This is a genomic window from Vibrio sp. DW001 (assembly GCF_029016285.1).
Lineage (GTDB): Bacteria > Pseudomonadota > Gammaproteobacteria > Enterobacterales > Vibrionaceae > Vibrio.
In genome coordinates, this window is the sequence record NZ_CP091975.1 from 2,972,837 (window position 1) to 2,996,709 (window position 23,873).

A 23,873-nucleotide genomic window follows, 5' to 3' on the forward strand; every position below is an offset into this window, starting at 1 on the left:
ATGGTTTACGGTTAATATCTGTTCAAAGAATTTATGGTCCCTCTGGCCATTGTGGCCGTACTGTAAACGCCCTACAAATAATAATGATTTGCGGACGGCCACCCTACATTCTTTTCCTTTTCATTGACTTCTATACCTCTACATTTTCACTATCTTGTGTCTGTTTCAGTACACTTAATAACACCTCACTGGCGAGTACAGAAACCTGTTGGTACAGTGACTCATTCCATTCTGGCCATACTCGATTAATATATCGGTTGCTCCCTTCACCACTAAACTGATAACCATCGTTAAACGTGTTAGCCATTTTGACATCACCGTCTTCTTTCCCTAAAACCAACCTCTCCATACCAATTAGCGCTGTTTTAGGAAAATACGCTAACGGTTGATTTAGGCCTTTAAAATAGTACTGCACCAGTTCAACCAACCATAATTTAGCTTGCTGTTTATCGACAGGAAGAATGACTTTATGTTCTAGCCCTGATTTGTCATTAAAACCGATTAGGTGTGTTTTTTTATGCTCTCCTACCACTGCCAAACAGAGGTGATCTATCCAAGCTAGAAGTAGGTCCTGACTACGAATTCTGCCGCTGCGATAACGAACTAACCCGGATTGATAGTTACCCGATATCCAACCGTTAAGGTTGATCGCTTCCTTCCAGTCATCCAATTCTATCTGCAGGTCGACTTCTATATCGCCTAGTGGCGCTTGGCAAAGGAACAATAATTCATCCACCAACTTATCGGTCTTTTCTCGATTAACACTCAGTTCTAATTCACCAAATGCACCAACTGGCAAGCCACCTTTCGCCCGTTGCTGTTGAACAAAGTTCTGGTAAACCGTATTTTCATCTTGATTCTCTAGTTTGGCTTTAAGCAATGAATGTAAGAGTTCATCTCTCAGGTTGAAGCTCTGCAAGTTATTAAGCAAAAAAGGTTCATCATCTTCTGTCGCTCGGCCAAACTCTTCAAAGAACACCTTGAGACGACGATTAAAAAAGTACTGAACAGGTAACCGCCAAAAACGTTGCAACTCAGCCAATGGAAGGTGCTCTGGTTGCTCGGCAATATCACGGTAATCGAGTAAAGGCTGTATGAATGGTTCCGCCCTATGCCCGTCTCTTTTGGCCGAAGGAAGCCATTCGCTAGCATAGCTTTGATATTCAATACCAAATGCTTTCTCACTAAAAGGAACCATGGGGTAATGTACCGTTAAGTTACTTATTAACGAGCGGGCAGAGTCATCATTGTTTGTATTTTCTTCTCCGACTAAACAGAAGTTTTGTCCGCAATAATCTAGAAGTTCAGAAACAAGAATTGAAGGAGAACGTTCACTATTATCCTGAATTGAACGTCCAACATAGCTTATATAGAGCTTACGTTGTGCCGACAGCAATGCTTCCAGAAACAGATATCTATCGTCATCACGCCGAGATCGGTCACCCGCCTTCGCCCGTTTATTCATTAAATCTAATCCGTCCTGTGGCATTGCACGAGGATAGACGCCATCATTCATGCCTAGAAGGCAAACGACTTCAAATGGAATGGAGCGCATAGGCATCAATGTGCAAAAATTAACCGAGCCAGCAAGGAAGCGCTGACTGACACGTGAGGCCGAGAGTTTAGACTGTAAATAATCCACCAAAATAGTGGGTGAAAGGGATTGCAAATAGTTGGCGTCGGAGAGTTGCGTCGCCAGTTGTTGCAACGCATCACGAATAGATTTTAGTGCTACCTCACCTTCTAATTCTACAAGGAAAAAATCATCGATTAGACGGTAAAGCAATGCTTGCCAGTCCCCTATTGATTGAGTCTGAGCGAGTTCACGGCGATAGGAAGTAATACGATCAATAAAATGGGCGAATTTTCCGGCTATTTCCGCGTCCATTCCTTGTACTTCATTATATGGCGCAATAGATTGATTTGAGGCTTCATAAACATTGATGCTTTCATGCATCGCATACCCCAATAGCATACGTTGAATGCCAAACAACCAGGTATTTTGCTTGGTATCTGGAAGGTCAAACTCAGCTCCAGTTGTACTATCAAGCCCCCACCGAATACCGGTTTCCTCGACCCAACGTTTGCCTTTCTCAAATTCATTATCACTTAAAGAGAATCGACAAAGAATTTCTGGTGTCTCGAGTAATTCAAGAACCTCAGACGCACCGCACCGACTATCTGGCAGTGTTAACAAACGAATAAAAGCATTCAGGATTGGGCTCTCTTGAGAGGCACTCCGATCAGAAATTGAAAATGGGATATAGCGTTTGCCCGGTGCATTACCAAAAACAGCCTGAATTGCCGCGCTATAAGTATTAATATCCGCCACCATCACGATAACATCGCGTGGCTTGAGTTTCGGATTGTCTTCAAACATTTCGAGCAACCGGTCATGCAGCACTTCCACTTCGCGCATTGAGCTATGACAAGCATTCAATGTTACAGAGCTATCCGTGTTGTTTATCTGGTTTTTATGGTGACTAGAGTAGAGGTTTTGATCATCTTGTCTCTCTTCAAGGTTTAATATATCCGCCTGAATTTGATGCAGTAGGTTATCTCTTTTCACCTCAACAAAGGCTTCTATTTCATTGGACGAAAGCTGGGACAGCAGAAACATATTATCTCGCCCCAGTTTACCCAATGATGCCAATAAACCGTTTCCGATAACCTCGGTGTGAAGCGTATCGAGCTCATCGTCATCAATCGGTTGCTTCAGTTGTGCTGACTCACCTAAAAGTTCATAAGAATTTAGCGATTCGGGACTTTCGTTCCACTCGATATGCTGGCGATTTTTCATCGCTAACCTTGCTAGATATTTACGGTCCCTTACCTCTCCCCAATAATAGCGACTGGGGTTAGTAAACATCAGGTGTACATCCATATGTTGACCCAATGCGGCCAATGCATCCATATAACGCGGTGGAATAGAAGAGATACCAAATACAAATAAGCGCTTAGGCATAGACTCCAAGCGCCCCGTATACTGATCTAATGTCTCTATGAAATGCTCATAAAGGTTGGCTCTGTGGTAGGGAGATTGGTCCAAAACGACGGTATGATCATACAGCGCTTGCCACAAGATTTTCTGCCATGGCTGTTCACCGTTCAGTTCCAATACCTCTTTGTCTTGTTCCCACATTGCTATCCATTCGGGTCGGTAAACCAAATAGCCGTCAAAGATATCGGCGATTTTTTCCGATAACTGGTAGAGTTTGGACTGATCATCATCGTTAACCAAATAACTTCTCAATTGAATGAAGTCAGGACTGTCCAACAACTTGGGTAATATATGCATCAACTTCCAAGTCATCGACTCTTTATTAAACGCACTCTTGACCGGAACCTCATCTAGCACCTGAACAAACATATTCCAGATAAATGTTGCAGGCAGTGGGAACTCAATATTTGCTGCGACTCCAAGCTCTTTTGCCAATTCGATCTTGAGCCACTGAGACATCCCTGGGCTCTGCACCAAGATCTGCTCCGTATCGAACGGATGGTCCAACGGGTTCGCTCGTATTAGCTCCGCAAGGAGAGACTTAAGCACATCGATTTGATTAGAGTGATAAACGGTAAACAAGGAAGGTCCTCTATCCATTAAGGCAATTAGATAACGCTTGAATCAGATTAGCATAACTACTATTGGCAAGTAACCTCAAGATAACACTTCAAGTCAAAACCTTGTCATTGGCAATCAATAAGATAGATTAATAGATAGCGAATTATCCACACCCATATTATAGTTAAAAATGCCTAACCTTTTATCCTTTCTATTTAAGAAATTATGAACATATCTCTAAAGCAACTCAATGTGTTTATTGCTATAACCCAGCATAGGACCCTCTCTGCTGCTTCGGAGTCGCTTTGTTTATCGAAAGCAGCAGTAAGTCTCTCTTTAGGCGAATTAGAAAAACAGCTAGGCCATACTCTGTTTGATAGAGTTAATAACCGTTTGGTCCTCAATCAACAAGGTCAGTTATTGCTACCTTTAGCTGACGAGCTTATCAGTCGTGCCCACAATATAGAGCAGCTTTTTGTCTCGAGTAATACGTTAATCGGTCACTTACACATTGGCGCAAGCAACACCGTCGGGAACCAAGTGGTTCCTTTGTTACTCAGTCGTTTTAGAGAAAAGTACAATCACTTTAATCAGACACTTGTCATTGCCAATACCGAACAGGTCGGTCAGAAACTTATCGATTTCGAATTGGACGTCGGATTAATTGAAGGCGAGTTGAAGCAGAGTAACATCAAGGCTACCCCGTGGTTTTTTGACAATATGGTGATTGTTGCATCCCCCACACACCCTTTGGCAAAGCATCGAGGAATTACACTGCAAGAACTGGAGAAACAGGCGTGGCTACTTCGAGAGCCGGGGTCTGGCACCCGAGAGTATTTCATCAAACATTTAGCCGCGAATTTAACGCATTGGAAGGAATCTTTTGAACTCAACACGACCGAAGCAATAATCAATGCCGCATCTGCAAATTTAGGTTTAGCATGTCTTTCTCAGCTTTCCATTCAGTCAGCTGTTAAAGATGAACGAGTCGTCTGTTTAGACTTTCCTTTAACCACAAAGCGAGACTATTGGCTTATCGTTCACAACGATAAATACCAAAGCCCTTTAGTTCAGAAGTTTATAGAGTTTTGCCTAGACTATCAGGGAATAAAAATAGACTAGCTAGACCCATCCTTCGTTGATATTTCTATTCGATTTCGTCCTTTCGCCTTTGCCGTATACATTGCAATGTCGGCACTTTGTACTAATTTCCCTAACGTAGTGCCATGATGGGGATAGCTGGCGATACCGACACTGACCGTTAGCTCGTTGTCTACGTTAAGTGGCAGAACACCTGTAGATTTCGCTATTTCATCTCGCAAGAATTCAAGCTTAATTAGTGCTTCATTGCTATCTAGCGATGGGAAAAATAGTAAAAACTCCTCTCCTCCCCAACGGTATAGAATACCTTTTTTACCTAAAAATCGATCTATCCGTTCCACCAATGCTCTCAGCACCATATCGCCCGCTGAGTGGCCAAACTCATCATTAATCAATTTAAAGTGATCAATATCTAATAGAGCAATAGAGAACTCGCTGCTCTCTTTTTTTGACTCAATAATTCTATTTTCAATATTCTCTCTGCAAACTCGACGATTAAAAGCGCCTGTTAATTCATCTGTAGAGGCTTGATTTTCCAAACGTTGTTGCAGTTTTACCTGTTCTGTTATGTTCTGCACCATACCTACAGCTACTAATGGTTCACCGTTCTGTCCATACTCACTCACTTTCCCTTTATCTTGTACCCAAATATAGTGTCCAGCTCGGGTTTTCAGACGGTACCTAGCCTCAAACTTATTCAAGTTTCCTTTAAGATGTTCGTTCAATAAGGCAAACACCTGTTCAAGATCATCAGGGTGTATCCCCTCTTTCCAGAAGTTCACATCGGAAATAGGCTCTTGAGGACCATACCCTCTCATCTGTTTTAATTTGGGACTAACATATATCTCATCGGTTTGAATATTCCATTCCCAAATCCCATCAGTCGCGTCATTCAATGCATACCATAAACTGTGTTGATGGCCTTTTAACTCTTCATCTATCATTACTCGAGTAGTGATATCGCGTGCGATAGAAAGAAAAAGATGTTTTACATCACGGTGAATATTGCTCGTCCTTACTTCAACAGGAAAGGCACTGCCATCCTTGCGTTTATGACGACCAAGAAACAAATAGGGTTCTTCAGACTGAGATATGACTTCCGCAATTTCTGTCCATTGTGGTTGATTAATGACATCTTCTTGCAAGCTCATTACGGATTGATAAAGCACCTCGTCACGAGTCATGCCATGTGAATCACAGCCCCTTTGATTCACATACAATACATTGGAGGTTTCAGGTTCGATAAGGTAGATAGCATCCGCAAGGTCATCTAGTAGACAATGACTTACAACGTTTTGATTTTTGTTCCCATGACACTTTTTTAGCTTCATGCGCTCTCCTTCCATCGACTTCTTATCAAAGGTTATATGCTTACCCCTATTTTAATCAAGATTCGCTGCCATTTTTAAGCCTAAAAGCGTGGTAAGGTCTAACTAATGCTGCCTATCCAAAAACTGAATGGGGGTAAGGCCTCTGTTATTTTTAAACATACGGCTAAAACTCGCGACATGGGTATAGCCGAGGCTTGCTGAGACCTGCTCGATCGAATACCCACGAATAAATAAGTTCACCGCTAGATTACTCAACACATAACTGGATATTGTGGTGAAATTAATACCTAAAGAATGCAAGCGCCGACTGAATTGCTGCTTCGACAACCCCAATAATCTAGACACATTATCGACGCTAGGTACCCCTAAATGACGAGAATAATTAATCGTCTCGTAGATAACCTTTATTTCATCGGCTGGGTCAGGCATGTTCAGAAGGTCGTCCAAATCTGTAAAGCTCATAGCTAACGATCCCTTAGTCGATACATTAACGTGAGAAAGCGTAAACCTTTCATGAGCATTAAACCAAACTTCCGCTTTGTTGTGATTCCAACCAATATCGCATTGAAAGTAATCTTGATATATACCGAGGTTTCGACCGGCTCCTGGAAGCATAACTCGAATAGGATTAAACCTCGGGCCTAAATAACGACGCAAAACCTTTGTCATAAACACGGTAATCCGCACACTGTCATGGGTTTTTGCCTTTGCGTCTACCGAGGGATTTTCATAAACCCACTTTAGTAACGGGCCAACCTTTTCTCCTGCCAAAAAGGCACCCGATTGCAAACAGTTTATTCCTGTATTTATTCTACGAATAGTCGTAGCCAAATCGCTGCCAGAAAAGATCCAATGGCTGATCGGCCCCATTCTGTCGAGCGTTTCATCCTTAATCATTTTAATAACGAAATCAGGGTCATTGGTTAATTTTTCTAACGCTAAATACCATGTACTCACCTCGGCCACTGGAATCAAATTCATTGGTTCAGCAAATACTTTTTCTGGTAAATTCAGTTCATTGACAGCCTGCCCATAGGTTTCTATTGCTTTGCGGTACAAACCTAATTGCATCATAACCCGCGAAAAATAACGATTTTGCACTTATATCACCCTAAAACAAAAAAGCAGATCTAATCAATAATAGTTCAATATTAAACAAACCTGTCATTTTCCAAACTAATGACTCTGATGTCATTCATTATGATGCCATCAGTTTTTAATCAGGAATCGAGATGAGTTTATTAAGTGTCCCCTTTGTGGCTACAGGAGCCGATACCGCACTACATGTTGTTGCGGGGGTAGTGCTAATCGCTAGCGTAGCTGCGGCTATATATGGTTTTTGGCGCTTTCACGAAATGCCGATAAATAAAGCTCATAGCCGAAACCACCAACAAATTGGATTGATTACCGCGCTCACCTGGATTGGATTTATCTGGCATTGGGTATGGGTTATTGCCGTAATCATCGCCTTTGTCGATATCGAAAAAGCGATCATAAATTTAAGAGATACATGGAAACACTCTCCCGCCACCACAAATAAAGAGGAAATTGAATCATGATTGAAGGTTTAGCCATTTGGGCACTCTTTATTTACCTACTCAGATTGGTGGGTATGCCGTGGAATAGTTATTCAAAAGTATTCTCTTATCTTGGTGGCGTGATTTGGTTAATGTTTGTTTGGGTTGGGCTTATTAATTATGCACCGATGGACCTATCCGGGGGGTCTGTGGTGCAGGCACCCCATATTCAACTGCGTCCTGATTCGCTTAATGTGAAGGGCAAGACCACCAAGATACACATTAGTCCTAATCAGAAGATTGAAAAAGATCAGCTGATTTATGAGATCGAAGACACGTCTTTTATCATTGCACTGAACCAAGCAAAGGTTCAACAGATAACGACAGAATCGGCATTGAATACCGCGTTACAAGAGGTCGTCATTGCCAAAGCAAATCACACAGCGAGTTTGCAAGAAATTGAAACGGCGCAGTCTCAAATTGCAGCAGCACAGGCTGATCAGAAACTTCAAGAGAAAACGCTTAAGCGATATGTAGAACAAAACAAAGCGGTGAATCACACTATTACAGAAAGTGACATCGATAAACAGGCGACAGCTTTAGAGCTATCAAAACAAAAGGTGTCGACTCAGAAGTCACAACTCGTGTCGATAAGACTTGATGTCGAGAAAGCAAAACTCAACATTGACAAAGCTGAGCTCAACGTGACAAGTCGCCAGAATGATATCTCTTCGGCAAAACAAGCGGTGGCTCAGTCTCAATGGGATCTAGATAGTACGATTGTGAAAGCACCGACAAACGGCTTTGTGACCAACTTTATACTGCGTGAAGGGCAACGCGTCTCAACCATGCCTCGTCTACAAATGTATACCGATGAAAAATATGTGCTTATGCGAGTAAACCACCAAGCTATTCGCAACGTAAAAGCAGGACAGACTGCGGAGTTCGCATCAGCCGTCTACCCGGGGAAAGTATTTTCAGCTGAGGTAGAGGGCATTGTAGAAGCGACCGGAGAATCACAAGGGTCACTAACCGGCTTTGACGACTCGGTTCGTGCAACAACGGGGAAGAACCTACAAAATAAGCATCACTTTGTAAGGTTAAAGATTGAAGAACCAGAGGGCTACGATATTCCCGTTGGTTCGGTAGGATTGGCATGGGTAAGTGCAGAAAAGCCAATTACATTTCTCTCTTTCCTCGATATTATTCGTGGAATAATCATTAGAATGAAATCACAGGTTTACTACTTTTATAGTATCTAATAAAACCCCCGGTTTAAGCCGGGGATTTTTCATTTACAAAACTACAAACTTTTCAGTCCCCACTTTTTGGCTGTCTCATCGAAGAAGCCTTGGGTTTTCTTAAGCTCTACCCAGTGATTAATATAGTTAATCCACACTTGGTCATCTTGAGGCAAAAGCATCGAAATGGGGGTCGGCTTTCGCGCTTCTTTAACAGGAACAATGGCCAATTGCTTAAAGCGTTTTACCAATGTAGCCGCTTCAACGTTTGACGTTACTGATACGTCCGCACGGCGAGCAAGTAATTCCTGAAAGTCCCGAGCAGGCGCTTCAATGACAATATGTTCTGCATTCGGGAAAAAATCTTTAACCATTTTTTCCTGAACGGTACCTAAGGTCGCCGCCACTTTAACATCCGCTTTATTTATATCACTCCAGTCATTAAATTTGTCTAACGATTTCTTCTGAACGACGGGAACAAAAGCCAAATAAAAATAGGGTTGACTATACCCCGCGACTTTCGCCCGAGACATGTTTAGCGATGCACTGCCCGTAATATCATATTTGTTTGCAGTGATACCATTAACCAGCGTTTTCCAATCTGCCGCGACATATTCCACTTTTACACCCAGATCCTTCGCCAGTTCTGTCGTGATATCAATATCAAATCCTTTGTAACTATTCGTTGCTGGATCTTTCACTGTCATAGGGTTCCAGTCGCCTGTCGTTCCTACTTTAAGCACCCCAGAATTCAAAATTTCTTTCAATCGGCTTGTCTCTGCCGATGCGTTGCCAATACTTAGCATTGTTGTGAGAATTAGTAAGATCCATTTATTCATTGTTATTCCTATTTAATTTGTCCATAACCGTGCAGTACTTGTTAACATAGCACTTACGAGAAGAATTTCTAGAAAAGTGACCATGCCGTTTTTTCATAAGCCATATCTAATTCTTATTTTGTCCCTATTTTTACTCACTGGATGCAGTGACTATGAATGGGGTTGGTATGTACTCAACCCAAACACCGAACAAGGGGCGGCTAACCTTGGGTTTTTAGTGTCAGGATTTTACGAGACAATTAATATATCCCTGATCAGCATGGGCTTAGCAATGATTATAGGGCTATTCATCGCTTTTCTTTCTCTGTCTGATTCTCGTTTACTCCGTATTATTAACAGAGTTTACGTCGAGGTTATTCGTTCCATACCCGTATTAGTGCTACTACTTTGGGTCTATTACGGAATGCCGACACTATTAGATGTTAGCCTCAATCACTTTTGGGCTGGTGTTATCGCACTCTCTATTGCAGAAAGTGCATTCCTTGCGGAGGTATTTCGTGGCGGTATTCAATCCGTATCGTTAGGTCAGCATGAATCAGCAGAATCTTTAGGGCTTACTTATTGGCAAAAAATGCGATTAGTTATCCTTCCTCAGGCCATCCGACAAATGCTGCCGCCATTGGGTAATCAGTTTGTGTATATTTTAAAGATGTCATCATTAGTGAGCGTCATCGGTTTAAATGACCTGACAAGAAAAGCAAACGAACTTGTCGTCAACGAATATTTACCCCTAGAAATATACAGCGTATTGGTTATCGAATATCTTGTCTTAATATTAATTGTATCTCAAGGCGTCAGAATGCTTGAGAAAAAACTCGAAATCCCACATCATTAGGTTTAGTGTCATCCAGTTATTTTGTTATTTTCACTTCTCATAAACAGAGATCACAGTGGACTTACCTGACAATAAACTGTATAAACACACAGTAGATATTTTAACGATGTTTGAGGAATAACCATGGCTGTAATCGTCAAGTACGTGGTGGAGCGCAACGGAGAAGAAAAGATGACTTTTACCTCTAAGGCTGAAGCTGACGCTTACGACAAAATGTTAGATACGGCTGATGAGCTCTTTGAGCTTATTGGTAAGAGTAAGCTTCTTGAAGATGAATCAAAGCAAGAAGAGTTATCGCTATTTTTGGCTCAAAACAAAGAAGAACTGCTTTACGCCTTAGGTGCGAAACGCAAACCCGTCCCTAAAAAGCCAAAAAAAGTAGAAGCTGCTGAAGACCCGCAAGAAGACGCGGCGTAAAAACATCTAAGCGTAGTAATAAACTGCGCTTTTTTTTGCTTTCTAGTTTTCTTTTTAAAGAAATATATCGCCAAAAAGACAAGGCGTATCAGTTTACAGACTTTCTCTTATTTTCCTCTTTCATCTATTGTTCGCTCTCATTATGATGACCCTATAGTGAACGATAATTCTATTCTGCTTAACGCATCACGAGAAAAATTGGTTTCTATTTAAGTGAACTCTTTCTCATTCAATACAATCAGACAATACATTTTTGGAGATACGTACAAATGGCTAACTTTTCTCTCGCATTTGGTACCGCAACAAAAAACCGTGACGGTAAAATAATTGAAGCATACTTCCCTAGCCCTATCTTAAATCCAAGCGACGCTCTGGTTTCTGCTTTGGGTCAGGTGAGTGGTTATCAGGGCGGCAACCAATCCATTGAGATTTCTAATCAACTAAGCGGTGAGATTGCAACAGCATTTGCAGCAAACGCTGACGTAGAAAATGCCTCATTTGCAGAGAAAGCCGTGGACTCAGAACAGCCACTTGTTCTCGTTATCTTAGCGTCAGATGAGAAACCGCAATCGGTCGCGGAAGGTTACTTAAAGCTTCAACTTATCTCTAACCGTCTTGTAAAACCCCATGGCACTGTGCTGGACGGTATCTTTGGTCTTCTGCATAACATTGCGTGGACAAACAAAGGCCCTATCGATCTGCCTGAGTTAACTGAACGTCAAATAGATGCTCGCCTAGCAGGCGAGATTATCAGTGTCGATTGCGTAGACAAATTCCCTAAAATGGTGGATTACGTTGTTCCTGCGGGCATTCGAATCGCGGATACTTCTCGCGTACGTCTAGGTGCTCACGTTGGTGAAGGTACAACGGTAATGCATGAAGGTTTCATTAACTTTAATGCGGGTACCAGTGGCGTGAGCATGGTCGAAGGTCGTATCTCGGCGGGTGTTTTGGTCGGTAATGGTTCTGACATCGGTGGTGGTGCGTCTATTATGGGGACTCTTTCTGGCGGTGGTTCAGTGGTCGTTTCTATTGGCGAAAGCAGCTTACTAGGTGCTAACTCTGGCCTTGGCTTCCCTCTAGGCGACCGCTGCACTGTTGAATCGGGCCTTTACGTTACGGCTGGTTCTAAGGTTCGTATGCTTGACTCACAAGGTCAAGAAGTCGAAGTAGTGAAAGCCAGAGAACTAGCAAGTAAGTCTGATCTATTGTTCCGCCGCAACTCTGTAACAGGTCAGATTGAGTGCCTCACAAACAAATCAGCCGTTGAGCTAAACAGCGAGCTACATAGCAATAACTAATCATCCATAATTATTTGAAATACTAAATGACTTAAAGGGCTGGACTACCAGCCCTTTTTCTTTTCTGTATTACGCGCTACTATCATTGCCATCGTCATTACATTTTTAAGTGTCTCATCGTCATGTTTCTCGACCACCAGCTAGCACAACAGATTGTAAATCGAACCATGGACATTATTGGTAATAATATCAATGTGATGAACCATGCAGGGACGATTATCGCAAGCGGTGATACAAAACGTTTAGGCAAACTACATGATGGTGCGTTGCTCGCAATTAAACATGGCGATACCGTTGAAGTTAGCCTCTCAGATGCCTCCAGTTTAAAAGGTGTGAAACCCGGTATTAACCTACTGTTGAAAGCGGAAGGAGAAGTCATCGGCGTGGTTGGCATAACCGGTAATCCTGACACCATCCGTAACTACGCTGCATTGGTCAAAATGACGGCAGAAATGATTGTCGAGCAAGCAAGGCTAATTGAACAACTGCAGTGGGACAGAAGACATAAAGAAGAGTTTATAACCGCGTGGATAAACAATAAACTGTCGGTCATCGAACTCCAAAACTGGGCGTCTCGACTTGATATTGATTTGTCTAAGCCTAGAATTGCTGCTGTCATTCGCTTTAATCGTTCTAACACCTCAGTCAGTCAAAGCACTATTCGCCAAGTTGTTGAATTACTTGAATACCCAGAGCGAGACAACCTCGTGGCGATATTATCACTCAATGAAGTTGTGGTTCTTAAACCTTATGTTGATAGTAGTGGGCAGGTATTCAGTAAAAAGGAAAGCCAAAGAATTGATCAACTTATTGAACGATTAGAACAAAATGGTATCTTCAACATAAACATCGCCTTAGGTAAATATTTTTCTGGCCCTGAAAACTTGTTCACTTCATTCAAAAGCGCCTTACAAGTAATGGCGTATGGACAATTGCACCTACCTAACAATAATAAATATCTATTTGAAGATGTACGGTTGCCCGTACTGCTCTCGCCATTAAGTGATTCTTGGCAAGGTAAACAATTATGCGAACCCTATTACCGATTACTAAAAAAAGATAAGTCTGGTCAATTGACCAAAACGTTACATTCTCTCTTTGAACATCAAGGCAACTTAAAAGAGTGCGCTGAATCTCTGTTCATCCACAGAAATACTCTACGCTACCGCTTAGACAAAATAGAAAAAATCACGACGATTTCCCCGCATCAGTTTTCTGGCCTCGTCGAGTTATACATTGCGAACCAGATCTCTAAAAACCAGACATAATTGTTCGGATGCACAATAAGCTACCTAAAACTCTCTCTTATTTTGGTTTATCGCCTAAAGTATTTCCTACCCTAACTGTTGATAATACTCCCTAGCCAGAATTAATTTCTGACATCAATAAATAATAATTACTAAATAAACGGAGTTAAACATGGGTCTAATTCTTATCCTACTCGGTGTTATCACATTTATTGTTTTAGCCACCACCAAATTTAAACTACACCCCTTTTTGGCCTTAATCGTTGCCGCTTTCCTTGCTGCATTTGCTTATGGCCTTCCCGCTAATAGCATTGCTAAAACGATCGCAGGTGGTTTTGGAGGAATACTGGGATATATCGGTTTAGTCATTGTATTAGGTACTATCATCGGTATTATTTTAGAAAAAAGTGGCGCTGCGATTACCATGGCAGACTCAGTAATAAAGGTACTTGGCGAACGTTATCCAACGCTTACGATGAGCATCATCGGGTACATTGTCTCCGTGCCTGTATTTTGTGATTCAGGTTTTGTTATATTGAACTCACTAAAAGAGTCGTTATCAAAACGCCTTAAAACCTCAAGCGTAGCGATGAGTGTTGCTCTTGCCACTGGTTTATATGCTACGCATACTTTCGTCCCGCCAACACCCGGACCTATCGCAGCAGCAGGTAATCTCGGTTTAGAATCGAACCTTGGCCTCGTCATCGGTATTGGTATTTTTGTCGCTGCTACAGCGGCAATCGCAGGAATGCTTTGGGCAAACCGTTTTAAAGATGTAGAACCCGATCTTGTTGATGAACAGTATGAAGAACAGCAGGACTGGAAAGCACTAAAAGCTTCATATGGTGAACTACCAACCGCTAATCAAGCCTTCGCTCCAATTTTTGTTCCGATTTTACTTATCTGTTTTGGTTCAATTGCAAAATTTCCGAGCAACCCTTTAGGCAACGGATTTGTATTTGAAACATTCGCATTTTTCGGGCAACCACTTACTGCATTAGTGATTGGTCTGTTCTTATCTGTACGCTTGCTAAAAACGGAAAACAAAATTGCTGAATTTAGTGAACGTATTAGCCAAGGTATTACCGCAGCAGCACCGATATTATTAATTACAGGTGCAGGTGGCGCTTTTGGCGCAGTTCTTAAAGCAACGCCGTTAGGTGAGTACTTAGGTGCAACGCTTTCTGCATTAGGTGTCGGTATATTCATGCCATTTATAGTCGCAGCAGCGCTCAAATCGGCTCAAGGTTCCTCTACCGTAGCGCTTGTAACAACGTCAGCACTAGTCGCACCAATGTTGTCTCAACTTGGCTTAGACTCTGAAATGGGACGAGTATTGACGGTAATGGCAATTGGCGCAGGAGCAATGACCGTTTCTCATGCTAATGATAGCTTTTTCTGGGTCGTATCTCAGTTTAGCCGCATGAGTGTTGGGTTAGCTTATAGAGCACAAACAATGGCAACATTAGTACAAGGTATAACCGCTATGACGCTCGTTTATATCCTTAGCTTAGTGCTGCTTTAAACCATCATTTAGGAAGTAAGATGAAAATCGTTATCGCACCAGATTCATTCAAAGAGAGTCTAACTGCCAAAGAAGTTTGTCAAGCTATTGAGAATGGCCTACGTCGCGTCTGGAGGGAGGCTGACATCGTACATGTGCCTGTTGCCGACGGCGGCGAAGGAACCGTACAGTCTTTGGTAGATGCGACTCAGGGAACAATAGTTGAGCTTATCGCGACGGGACCATTACAAAAAAAAGTCAACGCTTTCTATGGCATTTTGGGCGACGGTAAGACCGCTGCTATTGAAATGGCAGCCGCTAGCGGTCTACACCATGTCGAAAACGCCTTGCGTGATCCGAAGCTTACCTCTAGCTACGGTACAGGTGAAGTCATTCTTCATGCATTAGATAATGGCGCTACGAAACTTATTATTGGTTTAGGCGGCAGTGCAACGAATGACGGTGGTATCGGTATGTTGGATGCGCTTGGTGTTAAGTTCTTTGACAACGAAGGACAGCGTATTGAACCTAACGGTGCAGGATTAGGTTCAATTGCCACTATCGATAACTCGGATATAGATCCTCGCTTTATACATTGCGAGGTGTTGGTTGCGTGTGATGTAGACAACCCTCTTTGTGGAGAACACGGTGCTACGGCAACATTTGGTCCACAAAAAGGGGCAACGGAGCAAGATATGACGCTTCTCGACGCGGGAATGCGCAACTTTGGTGAAAAAGTTCAACAACAACTAGGCAAAAACATCATCGATGTCGCTGGCGCAGGTGCTGCAGGTGGGATGGGGGGCGCCTTGCTAGGTTTTACCTCTGCAGAACTAAAACCAGGAATTGATATTGTGATGGAAACCGTTGAACTAGGAAAGCAGGTACTGGGGGCAGATTTAGTCATTACTGGCGAAGGTCGCATTGACTGGCAAACCATACATGGAAAAACCCCGATGGGTGTTGCACAAGAAGCGAAAAAGACCAATATTCCCGTGATTGCAATAGCGGGTTGTGTGGGCAAAGACTATCAAGCGGTGTACGACCACGGTATTGATGCTGTATTTGTCGCCATCCCAAGGCCTTTTGACTTAGCCACTGCCTTCATAGAAGCAGAAACCAATCTCGCAAATCTAGCCGAAAACGTGGCTAGAACGTGGAATATAACGAAGTAATATCAAGCTAAGTCAGTTTGTGAGCAATTACTTTTTTAATTTGATATAGCTATTGCTGAATCCATTCACTAAAAAATACCGCTTATTCTGGCGGTATTTCACTATTTTATCTTCTATATCAAGCATATACAATCATATAGGTGTAACGTTTACATAAAGATATTAATTTAAAAAACAACATCTTACCTACTACTTTTTGATTATGAGACACTCCGCATTGCGTTAGTTCCACTATCATTGTTTAATTATAAACGGATGCAACCGAGGTGACGTATGTCAACAATCAAAGATGTAGCAAGAGAATCAGGTGTTTCTGTTGCGACAGTATCAAGGGTAATAAACAAATCGCCTAAAGCGAGCGCAGCCTCCGTAGAGTGCGTAAAAGCAGCAATGAGCAAGTTAGGTTATCGACCAAATGCGAATGCAAGAGCGCTTGTCAATCAGACCACAAACACCGTTGGTGTCCTCGTTTCTGACGTATCAGATCCTTTTTTCGGTACGGCAGTAAAAGCTATTGATAACGTTGCTCAGGATCATGGTAAACATATCCTAATTTGTAACGGTTACCACGACCCAAAACTTGAAAGAGAATCCATCGAGCTTTTGATAAATAGCCGCTGCGAATCTTTAATCATCCATGCTAAAAGTTTAACCGATAACGAACTGATCGACTTTGCTAATGAAGTTCCTGGAATGGTCATTATCAATCGACATATTCCCGAATTGGCCGATAGATGTATTTCTTTAGATAACCGTAAAGGGTCTTACTTAGCGACTGAGTTTTTAATTCGTCATGGTCATACTAAAATTGCTTGTATCACCTCATCACATGCAATCGAAGATGTCGAAGAACGAGTCGAAGGTTATCTGGCTGCTATGAAGGATAATGGTTTAGTGGCAACCAAAAGTCACATTGAATACGGTGAGCCTAATAGTGAAGGTGGCGAGTATGCAGCAACAAACTTGTTGACTAAATCCGTCCCTTTTACGGCTGTTGTCGCTTACAACGACTACATGGCAGCAGGTGCTATCTCAATATTTGAAGAAAACGGAATGAAAGTGCCGCAAGAGATGTCTATAGTAGGCTTCGATGATGGGTTAATCGCTCGCTATATTCACCCAAAACTTACAACGATACGCTATCCTATTAAATTAATGGCGGAAAAAGCGGCTCGACTTTCTCTTTCTCTTGCGAAAAAAGAGAGTATCGAACCGGAAGCGAATCGTTTCTCCCCTACGATAGTCCGCAGAGAATCAGTAGTAAAAATTTAGTTCCGGTTATTTGGCCTAGCGGAGGGATAACGATGAAAAGCAATCGGGCATCAAACTATTTTCACGGAAAAGAAGGTTACAATTGCGCACAAGCCGTCTTAAAAGCCTTTCAACCAGAATCAGGCATGTCTGAACAGGTTATTCGTTCAGCTGTCGTGGCTGGCGGTGGGCGAGCTAAAGAAGGGACATGTGGCGCACTTTACTCCGCCACAATTTTACTTGGCGAAGGTGAACATTCTAACCAGCTATCACAAGAATTCTTAAATGCTGTTGGTTCTACACTATGTAGCGACATTAAGAAATCCGAATGTGGTTGTCGTAGTTTTGTGAGTAAAGCTGCTGAGTTAACCGAAAAACACATACACAAAATAGACAAACAGAATTCAGAATATGTCACAGCAAGAGAATTTCGCGAAATAGAAATGCTCCCTCAACCAAAAGAGTAATGTCGATTTACGCAGTCGAAATCGTAAACACTTAACCGCACAAGCTCTGCTTTACGACGAATGCAAAAAAGAATCCCACTTTCGTGGGATTCTAAATTAATTACTCCGTTTTGATTGTGCCCCAAACTCAAATCCATATCGAGTTTGATAACTGTATTCATCTCCGGGACGTAAGATCGAACTCTCTTGTTCCCACTCAGGGTGATTTGGAGAGTCAGGTAAAAACTGAGTTTCTAATGCGACACCAGCGTAGGCAGAATATGCTTTACCTGTACGCCCTTTCTCTCCAGCAAGCCAGTTCCCTGTGTATAACTGAATAGCGGGCTTATTCGTATATACTCTCATCTCTACTTTCTTATCGACTGTAGTGACCGTTGCTGCACACGCACCGGTACGACACTCTGGATTTAAAAAGAAAGAGTGATCGTATCCGTTAGCAGATTGCTGTTGCTCGTCGACTAACAAATCTTGTTCTATCGTTTTCGCGGCTCTGAAATCAAACCCCGTACCGATGACTGGCGCTAATGCACCAAGCGGAATACCAACATCATTGGTTGGCAAATAGCGATCTGCATTTATTTGTAAAACGTATGGCTTACAATCTTTACCTGAAGACTCACCTTCCAGATTAAAATAAGCATGGTTAGTGAGATTGATAGGTGTCGCTTTGTCTGTTGACGCTTTAAAGCTGATAACAACCTGATTATCATCGGTCAATTGATAGGTCACAAAGACATCCAGATTACCCGGAAAACCTTGGTCACCGTCCGGTGATACTAAGTTAAACTGAACATAATTGGATCCCTGAGAAGCCACGTTCCAGCGCCTTACATTAAATCCATTTGGACCACCATGAAGGGCGTTTCCGGCCTGATTAGTCAGAATTTGATATTTTTTATTATCGATCTCAAACTGGCCTAACGCGATACGATTGGCGAATCGGCCCGCGGTAACGCCCATGTAGGAAGACATTTTTTTAAAGTCTTCCATATTTGAGGTACCTAAAAGCACCTCTCTACTTTTATTGCCAATAGGCAAAACGCAACTAAGCCATGTTGCGCCGATGTCCATCAAGGTAATGGTCATTCCAGATTTGTTTTCAAGTTTGATTAACGAAGCCGGCTGCCCATCAAAGGCCGCCTCTTCCGTCATCGTTTCAATTAGTGTGTCAGCCATGACCATTGATTACCTTTGTTCGTAGTATTGCTGCTAAGCTAACCCTGCACCATCTTTTGCTTGGCACACATAGATAGACGCATTGAGACCAGTTGCTACTTCATATTTCTCTTGTATTGTTTCTTTTACGCTATCAACAAGTGCCGGTGGTACAAGTGCTACGATACAACCACCGAAACCTCCGCCAGTCATACGAACACCACCTTTATCGCCAATAACCTCTTTAACCATATCTACCAGAGTATCAATCTCTTTAACAGTAATTTCGAAGTCGTCTCTCATAGAAGCGTGAGATTGGGCCATTAGCTCTCCCATACGCTTCATATCACCCGATTTAAGAGCCTTAGCGGCTTCTACGGTGCGATCATTTTCAGTGATAACATGTCTAGCCCGATCAGCCACTATTGGGTCTAACTCTGTCTCACGAGCTTTGAATTGCTCGATAGTGACATCTCGCAATGCTTTCACATTGAATATGCGAGCCGCCTCTTCACACTGTTCACGACGAGTATTATATTCACTATCGACTAAACCACGTTTCTTGTTTGAATTAATAATAACCACAGACATGTCCGTTGGCATTGAAACGGCTTGCGTTTCAAGTGAACGACAATCGATGAGCAATGCATGGTGTTCTTTACCTTCTGCTGAAATAAGCTGGTCCATAATGCCGCAATTACAGCCTACAAACTCATTCTCTGCTTGCTGGCCGTTTAGTGCGACCTCTGCTTGGCTAATATCTAATTTGTATAATTCTTTAAATGTTTGACCAATAACGACTTCTAGTGCAGCAGAAGAGCTCAATCCAGCACCTTGAGGGACATTACCGCTTACAGAAATATCGGCACCTTTAAACTCATATCCGCGCCCTCTTAAACACTTTACTACACCACGAATGTAGTTTGCCCACATACGGTTTTCTTGAAATAGGATCTCTTCAGTGATATCAAACTCATCGATTTCATTATCATAATCAACAGAAACGACACGAACAATGTTGTCATCTCGCGTTGCTGCGGCGACAACCGTTTGATAGTTAATTGCGCAAGGAAGCACAAAACCATCATTGTAATCCGTGTGCTCACCAATAAGGTTTACGCGACCTGGTGCCTGAATGAGGTGTGTGGCTTCATAACCTAGCACTCGGCTAAATGAAGCTTTCACGCTGTTAGATAATGTCGTCATAGTATTTTCTCTTTTCATTTTAGGTTGATTCTCAACACACCAACTTTCGAAGAAAGTTGAGAACCATAATTCTTTACTGCTCGTTTCTGATATTTCGTTTTAATTGAACAGATCGATTACTTCTGCTCTTTAAAATGAATGTCACTTAAATCTCGCAGTCTTTGAGCCGCTTGCTCTGCGGTAAGGTCACGTTGAGACTCCGCCAGCATTTCATAGCCAACCATAAATTTACGCACTGATGCGCTTCGCAACAAAGGAGGATAAAACAGTGCATGAAGTTGCCAATGTTCTATATCCGTTCCTTCCTCAAAGAAAGGTGCGTAATGCCATCCCATTGAGTAGGGGAATGAACACTCAAATAGGTTGTCATATCGGCTAGTGAGCTTTTTAATCGCCAATGCTAGGTCATCACGTTGTTCGTCATTCAATTCACTCATACGACGAATGTGTGTTTTGGGAAGCAGCATTGTCTCAAATGGCCATGCAGCCCAATAGGGTACAACGGCAATCCAGTGTTCTGTTTCAACAACGGTTCGTTCACCATCTTTCATTTCTGCTTGAACGTAATCAACCAGAAGATTGGTTCCTTGATCGTCGTAATACGCTTTAAGGTTCTTCTCTTTACGTTCAATTTCATTGGGTAAAAAGCTGTTTGCCCATATTTGTCCATGTGGATGCGGTTGAGAGCACCCCATTGCTTCGCCCTTGTTTTCAAAAGCTTGAACCCAAAGATAATCTTTACCTAACGCTTCAATTTGTTCGTTCCATGTATCAATTACGCCACGAATTTCGTTCACTGGAAGTTCTGGTAATGTTTTACTGTGATCAGGTGAAAAGCAGATCACTCGGCTAAGACCACGTACACCTTGTGTTTTAAACAGCGGATTCTCAGATTCAGGTGCATCGGGTGAATCGGTCATTAATGCAGCGAAATCATTACTGAATACGTACGTACCTTCATAATTTGGATTCTTATCACCAGAGATACGAGTATTGCCTGCACAAAGAAAACAACCTTCATCGTAATGAGCTAGTTCCGCTGTATCGGGCTTTTCATCTTGACCGCTCCAAGGACGTTTTGCACGATGTGGTGAAACCAAAATCCACTGGCCCGTGAGAGGGTTGTAGCGACGATGAGGGTGATCAATTGGATTGAATTTTATTTCAGACATACAAGTTCTCGATAATTTGTGACAACTAAGCACTCATTCGAGCACCTGGTTTTAGATTTGATTAGTAACCTTGTGGGTTCTTCGATTGCCAATTCCACGAATCGACAGTCATCTCCGTTACGGTACGAGTCGCCTTCCAACCAAGATCTTTCTCTGCCTTGGCGGTACTCGCCCAGCATTCAGCAATATCACCAGGACGGCGAGGACACAGTTCGTAAGGTACTGGTTTTTCACTCGCTTGAGCGAACGCAGCTATCATTTCCAGCACACTAGATCCTTTGCCTGTACCTAGATTGTATATGTGCAAGCCTGATTTTTTACCCACGGTATTAAGGGCTGCGATGTGGCCATCGGCTAAATCCATCACATGGATATAATCGCGGACACCCGTACCATCCGGTGTTGCATAATCAGCACCAAAGACCGACAATTTCTCACGACGACCAACGGCAACTTGAGCGATGAATGGCATCAAATTGTTAGGTATTCCTTGAGGATCTTCCCCCATGGTTCCCGACGGATGTGCTCCAACGGGGTTAAAATATCGAAGTAACGTGATGCTCCAATCAGGTTGTGAGTTGAAGAAGTCAGTTAGCACTCCCTCTACCATATATTTGCTACTACCATATGGATTTGTTGTCGCCCCAACAGGAGAGTCTTCTGTGATTGGCACCACTTCAGGGTCACCATATACGGTCGCAGAAGAACTAAATACAATGCTTTTCACACCAGCAGTACGCATGGCTCTAGCCAATACAAGTGAACCGTTTACATTGTTGTCATAATATTCAAGCGGTTTTGCGACCGACTCACCAACGGCTTTCAATCCGGCAAAATGGATGACAGAATCAATCTTGTGTTCAGAAAATACTTTATCTAAAAATGCTTCATCGCGAATGTCACCTTCATAAAACGTAGGGCGTACATTGGTAAGAGCTTCAATTCGGTTAAGGACTGCTGTTTTACTATTACAAAGATTATCAAGAATAATGGGCTCAATACCTGCTTCTAACATTTGAACACACGTATGACTTCCTATGTAACCCATGCCACCAGTAACTAAAACTTTCACATTAGCCTCTCTATCTTCACTATTTCGCGTATAAAATTGAACTCTATAAGTGCTCTTTTTAAAAGAGAGCCTATATATAGAATATGTATGCAGTGTAGAGACAATCTGTCTCTTTTGCTGTGATCAAAATCAAAGTGTGTAAACGTTTCCACAAAAGATTTCATGTTGTTTATTCTGATATTTTATCAAACATTTTCGACGGTAAATCATTGTTTAGTGAAAACGCAGTCATTGGAATTTTTGCCCGTCAAACCTTTTAGTTATTAATGTTTTTGAAAACAAAACAAACCATATTATTCAAGACTTGCTCTAGTTATTACTTTACCACAAGAGTGTTAACGGATTGATTGATTGGAATGCTAGTATTCTGTCAGATGCAAACATAAAGGATTAATGGACCATGAGTGTCACTTTTAAAGATGTCGCAGAATTAGCAGGCGTCTCAACTCAAACCGTATCTCGTGTTACAAACGATTCAAGCAATGTCGCAGAAGAAACTCGGAAAAAGGTCACGGCCGCGATAGAACAATTAGGTTATGTACCTAACAAGGGTGCGCAATTACTTAGTCGAGCTAAGTCTAACGTTATTGGATTAGTGACACTAGATATTGGGTTACATGGCGTATCTTTAATCGCCAACGGCATTCGAAAACAGGCAGATGAAAAAGGGTTTGGTACCTCATTTTCTGTCCTCATCGAACCAACATTCGAAAGTGTTCTTAACTGTGTTCGAGATCTAAAATCACAAAAAACCGAAACCATCATTTTAAATGTTCCAATGAGTCAAGATGACGCGGAAAGACTGGTTCAGCAGCATCTTGATATTCATTTTGTTTTTATCGATGTGCCGACGTCGACAAGGGTAAATACGGTATGCAGTTCTCACTACAACGGTGGATGCCTTGCCGCTCAGTTAATGATAGATGATAAACGAGAACAATTGCTTCTTATCACTGGCCCTAGCGACTCTAGTGCTTCACTTCAACGTCTACAAGGTTGGAAAGACATACTCACCAGTAGTACCGCAACAATACAGGAAGTCTTTGAAGGTGATTGGCATGCGAGCAGTGCTTACCTTCATACGCGCCACGCGATCGCAAAAGGGGTAAAGTTTGACGCCATTCTTGTTGCAAGTGACCAAATGTCATTAGGTGTATTGCGAGCGTTAGACGAATTCTCTATTTCGGTACCTAAACAAGTCGCCGTTATTGGCTTCGATGACATAACCGATTGCGCTTACTTCTCTCCACCATTGACGACCATAAAACAAGATTTTCAGGCTATTGGTCAGATAGCCGTAGATCTCGCACTTGATGATTCAGTTGAGAATAGAAATAATAAAAAAGAGGAAGTGGAAACCAAACTCATTAAGAGAAAGAGTACCGCTATCAAAGACAACACGTCGTATGACAAAATAACCATTCAAAAGCTATTAGCTGATATAGACAATTTACTCCCATAACTTACCCATATACGTCGC

At 42.2% G+C, this 23,873-nt stretch carries 20 protein-coding genes; 12 read left to right on the forward strand and 8 right to left on the reverse strand.

Features of this window, described 5'->3' with window-relative positions:
- Positions 1-130 precede the first annotated feature (130 nt).
- Complete coding sequence (recC, locus tag L3V77_RS13605; protein WP_275134628.1) at positions 131-3,583, reverse strand: exodeoxyribonuclease V subunit gamma; 3,453 nt, start codon at positions 3,581-3,583, stop codon at positions 131-133.
- Between the two features lie 204 nt (positions 3,584-3,787).
- Here recC and L3V77_RS13610 point away from each other — a divergent pair, with 204 nt between their 5' ends.
- Positions 3,788-4,684 (forward strand): LysR substrate-binding domain-containing protein, encoded by an 897-nt coding sequence (locus L3V77_RS13610; protein WP_275134629.1) that lies wholly within the window; start codon positions 3,788-3,790, stop codon positions 4,682-4,684.
- Here the strand turns inward: L3V77_RS13610 and L3V77_RS13615 are convergent.
- Both L3V77_RS13615 and L3V77_RS13620 read right to left on the reverse strand, forming a co-directional pair.
- A complete protein-coding gene (locus L3V77_RS13615; RefSeq protein WP_275134630.1) occupies positions 4,681-5,994 on the reverse strand; it encodes a diguanylate cyclase in 1,314 nt (437 codons plus the stop codon). The genes L3V77_RS13610 and L3V77_RS13615 overlap by 4 nt on opposite strands.
- A gap of 102 nt (positions 5,995-6,096) precedes the next feature.
- Positions 6,097-7,095, reverse strand: a complete 999-nt coding sequence (locus L3V77_RS13620; protein ID WP_275134631.1) for an AraC family transcriptional regulator — start codon at positions 7,093-7,095, stop codon at positions 6,097-6,099.
- Between the two features lie 131 nt (positions 7,096-7,226).
- Between L3V77_RS13620 and L3V77_RS13625 the strand changes: the two genes are divergently transcribed.
- A complete protein-coding gene (locus L3V77_RS13625; protein ID WP_275134632.1) occupies positions 7,227-7,553 on the forward strand; it encodes an MFS transporter in 327 nt (108 codons plus the stop codon).
- On the forward strand, positions 7,550-8,773 hold the full coding sequence (locus L3V77_RS13630; protein ID WP_275134633.1) for an efflux RND transporter periplasmic adaptor subunit: 1,224 nt from the start codon (positions 7,550-7,552) through the stop codon (positions 8,771-8,773). Before L3V77_RS13625 ends, L3V77_RS13630 begins: the two co-directional genes overlap by 4 nt.
- Before the next feature lie 41 nt (positions 8,774-8,814).
- On the opposite strand, the gene L3V77_RS13635 is transcribed toward L3V77_RS13630, so the two are convergent.
- The gene (locus L3V77_RS13635) at positions 8,815-9,558 is read right to left on the reverse strand and encodes a transporter substrate-binding domain-containing protein (RefSeq protein ID WP_275136772.1); all 744 of its coding nucleotides are present in this window, start codon (positions 9,556-9,558) and stop codon (positions 8,815-8,817) included.
- A 115-nt stretch (positions 9,559-9,673) separates the two neighbouring features.
- Between L3V77_RS13635 and L3V77_RS13640 the strand changes: the two genes are divergently transcribed.
- The 8 genes from L3V77_RS13640 (at position 9,674) to L3V77_RS13675 (ending at position 17,788) form a co-directional block, all read left to right on the forward strand.
- Complete coding sequence (locus tag L3V77_RS13640) at positions 9,674-10,426, forward strand: amino acid ABC transporter permease (RefSeq protein ID WP_275134634.1); 753 nt, start codon at positions 9,674-9,676, stop codon at positions 10,424-10,426.
- Positions 10,427-10,549: 123 nt separating this feature from the next.
- Entirely contained in the window at positions 10,550-10,843 is a 294-nt protein-coding gene (locus tag L3V77_RS13645) for a YebG family protein (RefSeq protein ID WP_275134635.1), read from the forward strand.
- Between the two features lie 269 nt (positions 10,844-11,112).
- Positions 11,113-12,144, forward strand: a complete 1,032-nt coding sequence (gene dapD / locus L3V77_RS13650) for a 2,3,4,5-tetrahydropyridine-2,6-dicarboxylate N-succinyltransferase (RefSeq protein WP_275134636.1) — start codon at positions 11,113-11,115, stop codon at positions 12,142-12,144.
- A gap of 122 nt (positions 12,145-12,266) precedes the next feature.
- On the forward strand, positions 12,267-13,412 hold the full coding sequence (locus L3V77_RS13655; protein ID WP_275134637.1) for a sugar diacid recognition domain-containing protein: 1,146 nt from the start codon (positions 12,267-12,269) through the stop codon (positions 13,410-13,412).
- Positions 13,413-13,563: 151 nt separating this feature from the next.
- The gene (locus tag L3V77_RS13660; protein WP_275134638.1) at positions 13,564-14,916 is read left to right on the forward strand and encodes a GntP family permease; all 1,353 of its coding nucleotides are present in this window, start codon (positions 13,564-13,566) and stop codon (positions 14,914-14,916) included.
- A 20-nt stretch (positions 14,917-14,936) separates the two neighbouring features.
- Complete coding sequence (locus L3V77_RS13665; RefSeq protein ID WP_275134639.1) at positions 14,937-16,070, forward strand: glycerate kinase; 1,134 nt, start codon at positions 14,937-14,939, stop codon at positions 16,068-16,070.
- A gap of 273 nt (positions 16,071-16,343) precedes the next feature.
- A complete protein-coding gene (locus L3V77_RS13670; RefSeq protein ID WP_275134640.1) occupies positions 16,344-17,342 on the forward strand; it encodes a substrate-binding domain-containing protein in 999 nt (332 codons plus the stop codon).
- A 32-nt stretch (positions 17,343-17,374) separates the two neighbouring features.
- Positions 17,375-17,788, forward strand: coding sequence for a C-GCAxxG-C-C family protein (locus tag L3V77_RS13675; protein WP_275134641.1), 414 nt, complete (start codon positions 17,375-17,377; stop codon positions 17,786-17,788).
- Between the two features lie 96 nt (positions 17,789-17,884).
- On the opposite strand, the gene galM is transcribed toward L3V77_RS13675, so the two are convergent.
- From galM to galE, 4 genes are all read right to left on the reverse strand, one after another.
- Positions 17,885-18,964, reverse strand: a complete 1,080-nt coding sequence (gene galM, locus L3V77_RS13680) for a galactose-1-epimerase (protein WP_275134642.1) — start codon at positions 18,962-18,964, stop codon at positions 17,885-17,887.
- Positions 18,965-18,997: 33 nt separating this feature from the next.
- A complete protein-coding gene (gene galK / locus L3V77_RS13685) occupies positions 18,998-20,149 on the reverse strand; it encodes a galactokinase (protein WP_275134643.1) in 1,152 nt (383 codons plus the stop codon).
- 116 nt (positions 20,150-20,265) lie between these two features.
- Positions 20,266-21,321: a UDP-glucose--hexose-1-phosphate uridylyltransferase gene (locus L3V77_RS13690; protein ID WP_275134644.1), complete on the reverse strand. Its 1,056-nt coding sequence runs from the start codon at positions 21,319-21,321 to the stop codon at positions 20,266-20,268.
- A gap of 61 nt (positions 21,322-21,382) precedes the next feature.
- Positions 21,383-22,393: a UDP-glucose 4-epimerase GalE gene (galE, locus tag L3V77_RS13695; protein WP_275134645.1), complete on the reverse strand. Its 1,011-nt coding sequence runs from the start codon at positions 22,391-22,393 to the stop codon at positions 21,383-21,385.
- 400 nt (positions 22,394-22,793) lie between these two features.
- On the opposite strand from galE, the gene L3V77_RS13700 reads away from it, so the two are divergent.
- A complete protein-coding gene (locus L3V77_RS13700) occupies positions 22,794-23,855 on the forward strand; it encodes a LacI family DNA-binding transcriptional regulator (protein ID WP_275134646.1) in 1,062 nt (353 codons plus the stop codon).
- Positions 23,856-23,873 lie beyond the last annotated feature (18 nt).

Bases quoted from the DNA above. Each gene is read 5' to 3' on its own strand.
- L3V77_RS13610 (WP_275134629.1), top strand. From the start codon at position 3,788: ATGAACATATCTCTAAAGCAACTCAATGTGTTTATTGCTATAACCCAG.
- L3V77_RS13615 (WP_275134630.1), bottom strand. From the start codon at position 5,994: ATGAAGCTAAAAAAGTGTCATGGGAACAAAAATCAAAACGTTGTAAGT.
- L3V77_RS13625 (WP_275134632.1), top strand. From the start codon at position 7,227: ATGAGTTTATTAAGTGTCCCCTTTGTGGCTACAGGAGCCGATACCGCA.
- L3V77_RS13630 (WP_275134633.1), top strand. From the start codon at position 7,550: ATGATTGAAGGTTTAGCCATTTGGGCACTCTTTATTTACCTACTCAGA.
- L3V77_RS13635 (WP_275136772.1), bottom strand. From the start codon at position 9,558: ATGCTAAGTATTGGCAACGCATCGGCAGAGACAAGCCGATTGAAAGAA.
- L3V77_RS13640 (WP_275134634.1), top strand. From the start codon at position 9,674: ATGCCGTTTTTTCATAAGCCATATCTAATTCTTATTTTGTCCCTATTT.
- L3V77_RS13645 (WP_275134635.1), top strand. From the start codon at position 10,550: ATGGCTGTAATCGTCAAGTACGTGGTGGAGCGCAACGGAGAAGAAAAG.
- dapD (WP_275134636.1), top strand. From the start codon at position 11,113: ATGGCTAACTTTTCTCTCGCATTTGGTACCGCAACAAAAAACCGTGAC.
- L3V77_RS13655 (WP_275134637.1), top strand. From the start codon at position 12,267: ATGTTTCTCGACCACCAGCTAGCACAACAGATTGTAAATCGAACCATG.
- L3V77_RS13660 (WP_275134638.1), top strand. From the start codon at position 13,564: ATGGGTCTAATTCTTATCCTACTCGGTGTTATCACATTTATTGTTTTA.
- L3V77_RS13665 (WP_275134639.1), top strand. From the start codon at position 14,937: ATGAAAATCGTTATCGCACCAGATTCATTCAAAGAGAGTCTAACTGCC.
- L3V77_RS13670 (WP_275134640.1), top strand. From the start codon at position 16,344: ATGTCAACAATCAAAGATGTAGCAAGAGAATCAGGTGTTTCTGTTGCG.
- L3V77_RS13675 (WP_275134641.1), top strand. From the start codon at position 17,375: ATGAAAAGCAATCGGGCATCAAACTATTTTCACGGAAAAGAAGGTTAC.
- galM (WP_275134642.1), bottom strand. From the start codon at position 18,964: ATGGCTGACACACTAATTGAAACGATGACGGAAGAGGCGGCCTTTGAT.
- galK (WP_275134643.1), bottom strand. From the start codon at position 20,149: ATGACGACATTATCTAACAGCGTGAAAGCTTCATTTAGCCGAGTGCTA.
- L3V77_RS13690 (WP_275134644.1), bottom strand. From the start codon at position 21,321: ATGTCTGAAATAAAATTCAATCCAATTGATCACCCTCATCGTCGCTAC.
- L3V77_RS13700 (WP_275134646.1), top strand. From the start codon at position 22,794: ATGAGTGTCACTTTTAAAGATGTCGCAGAATTAGCAGGCGTCTCAACT.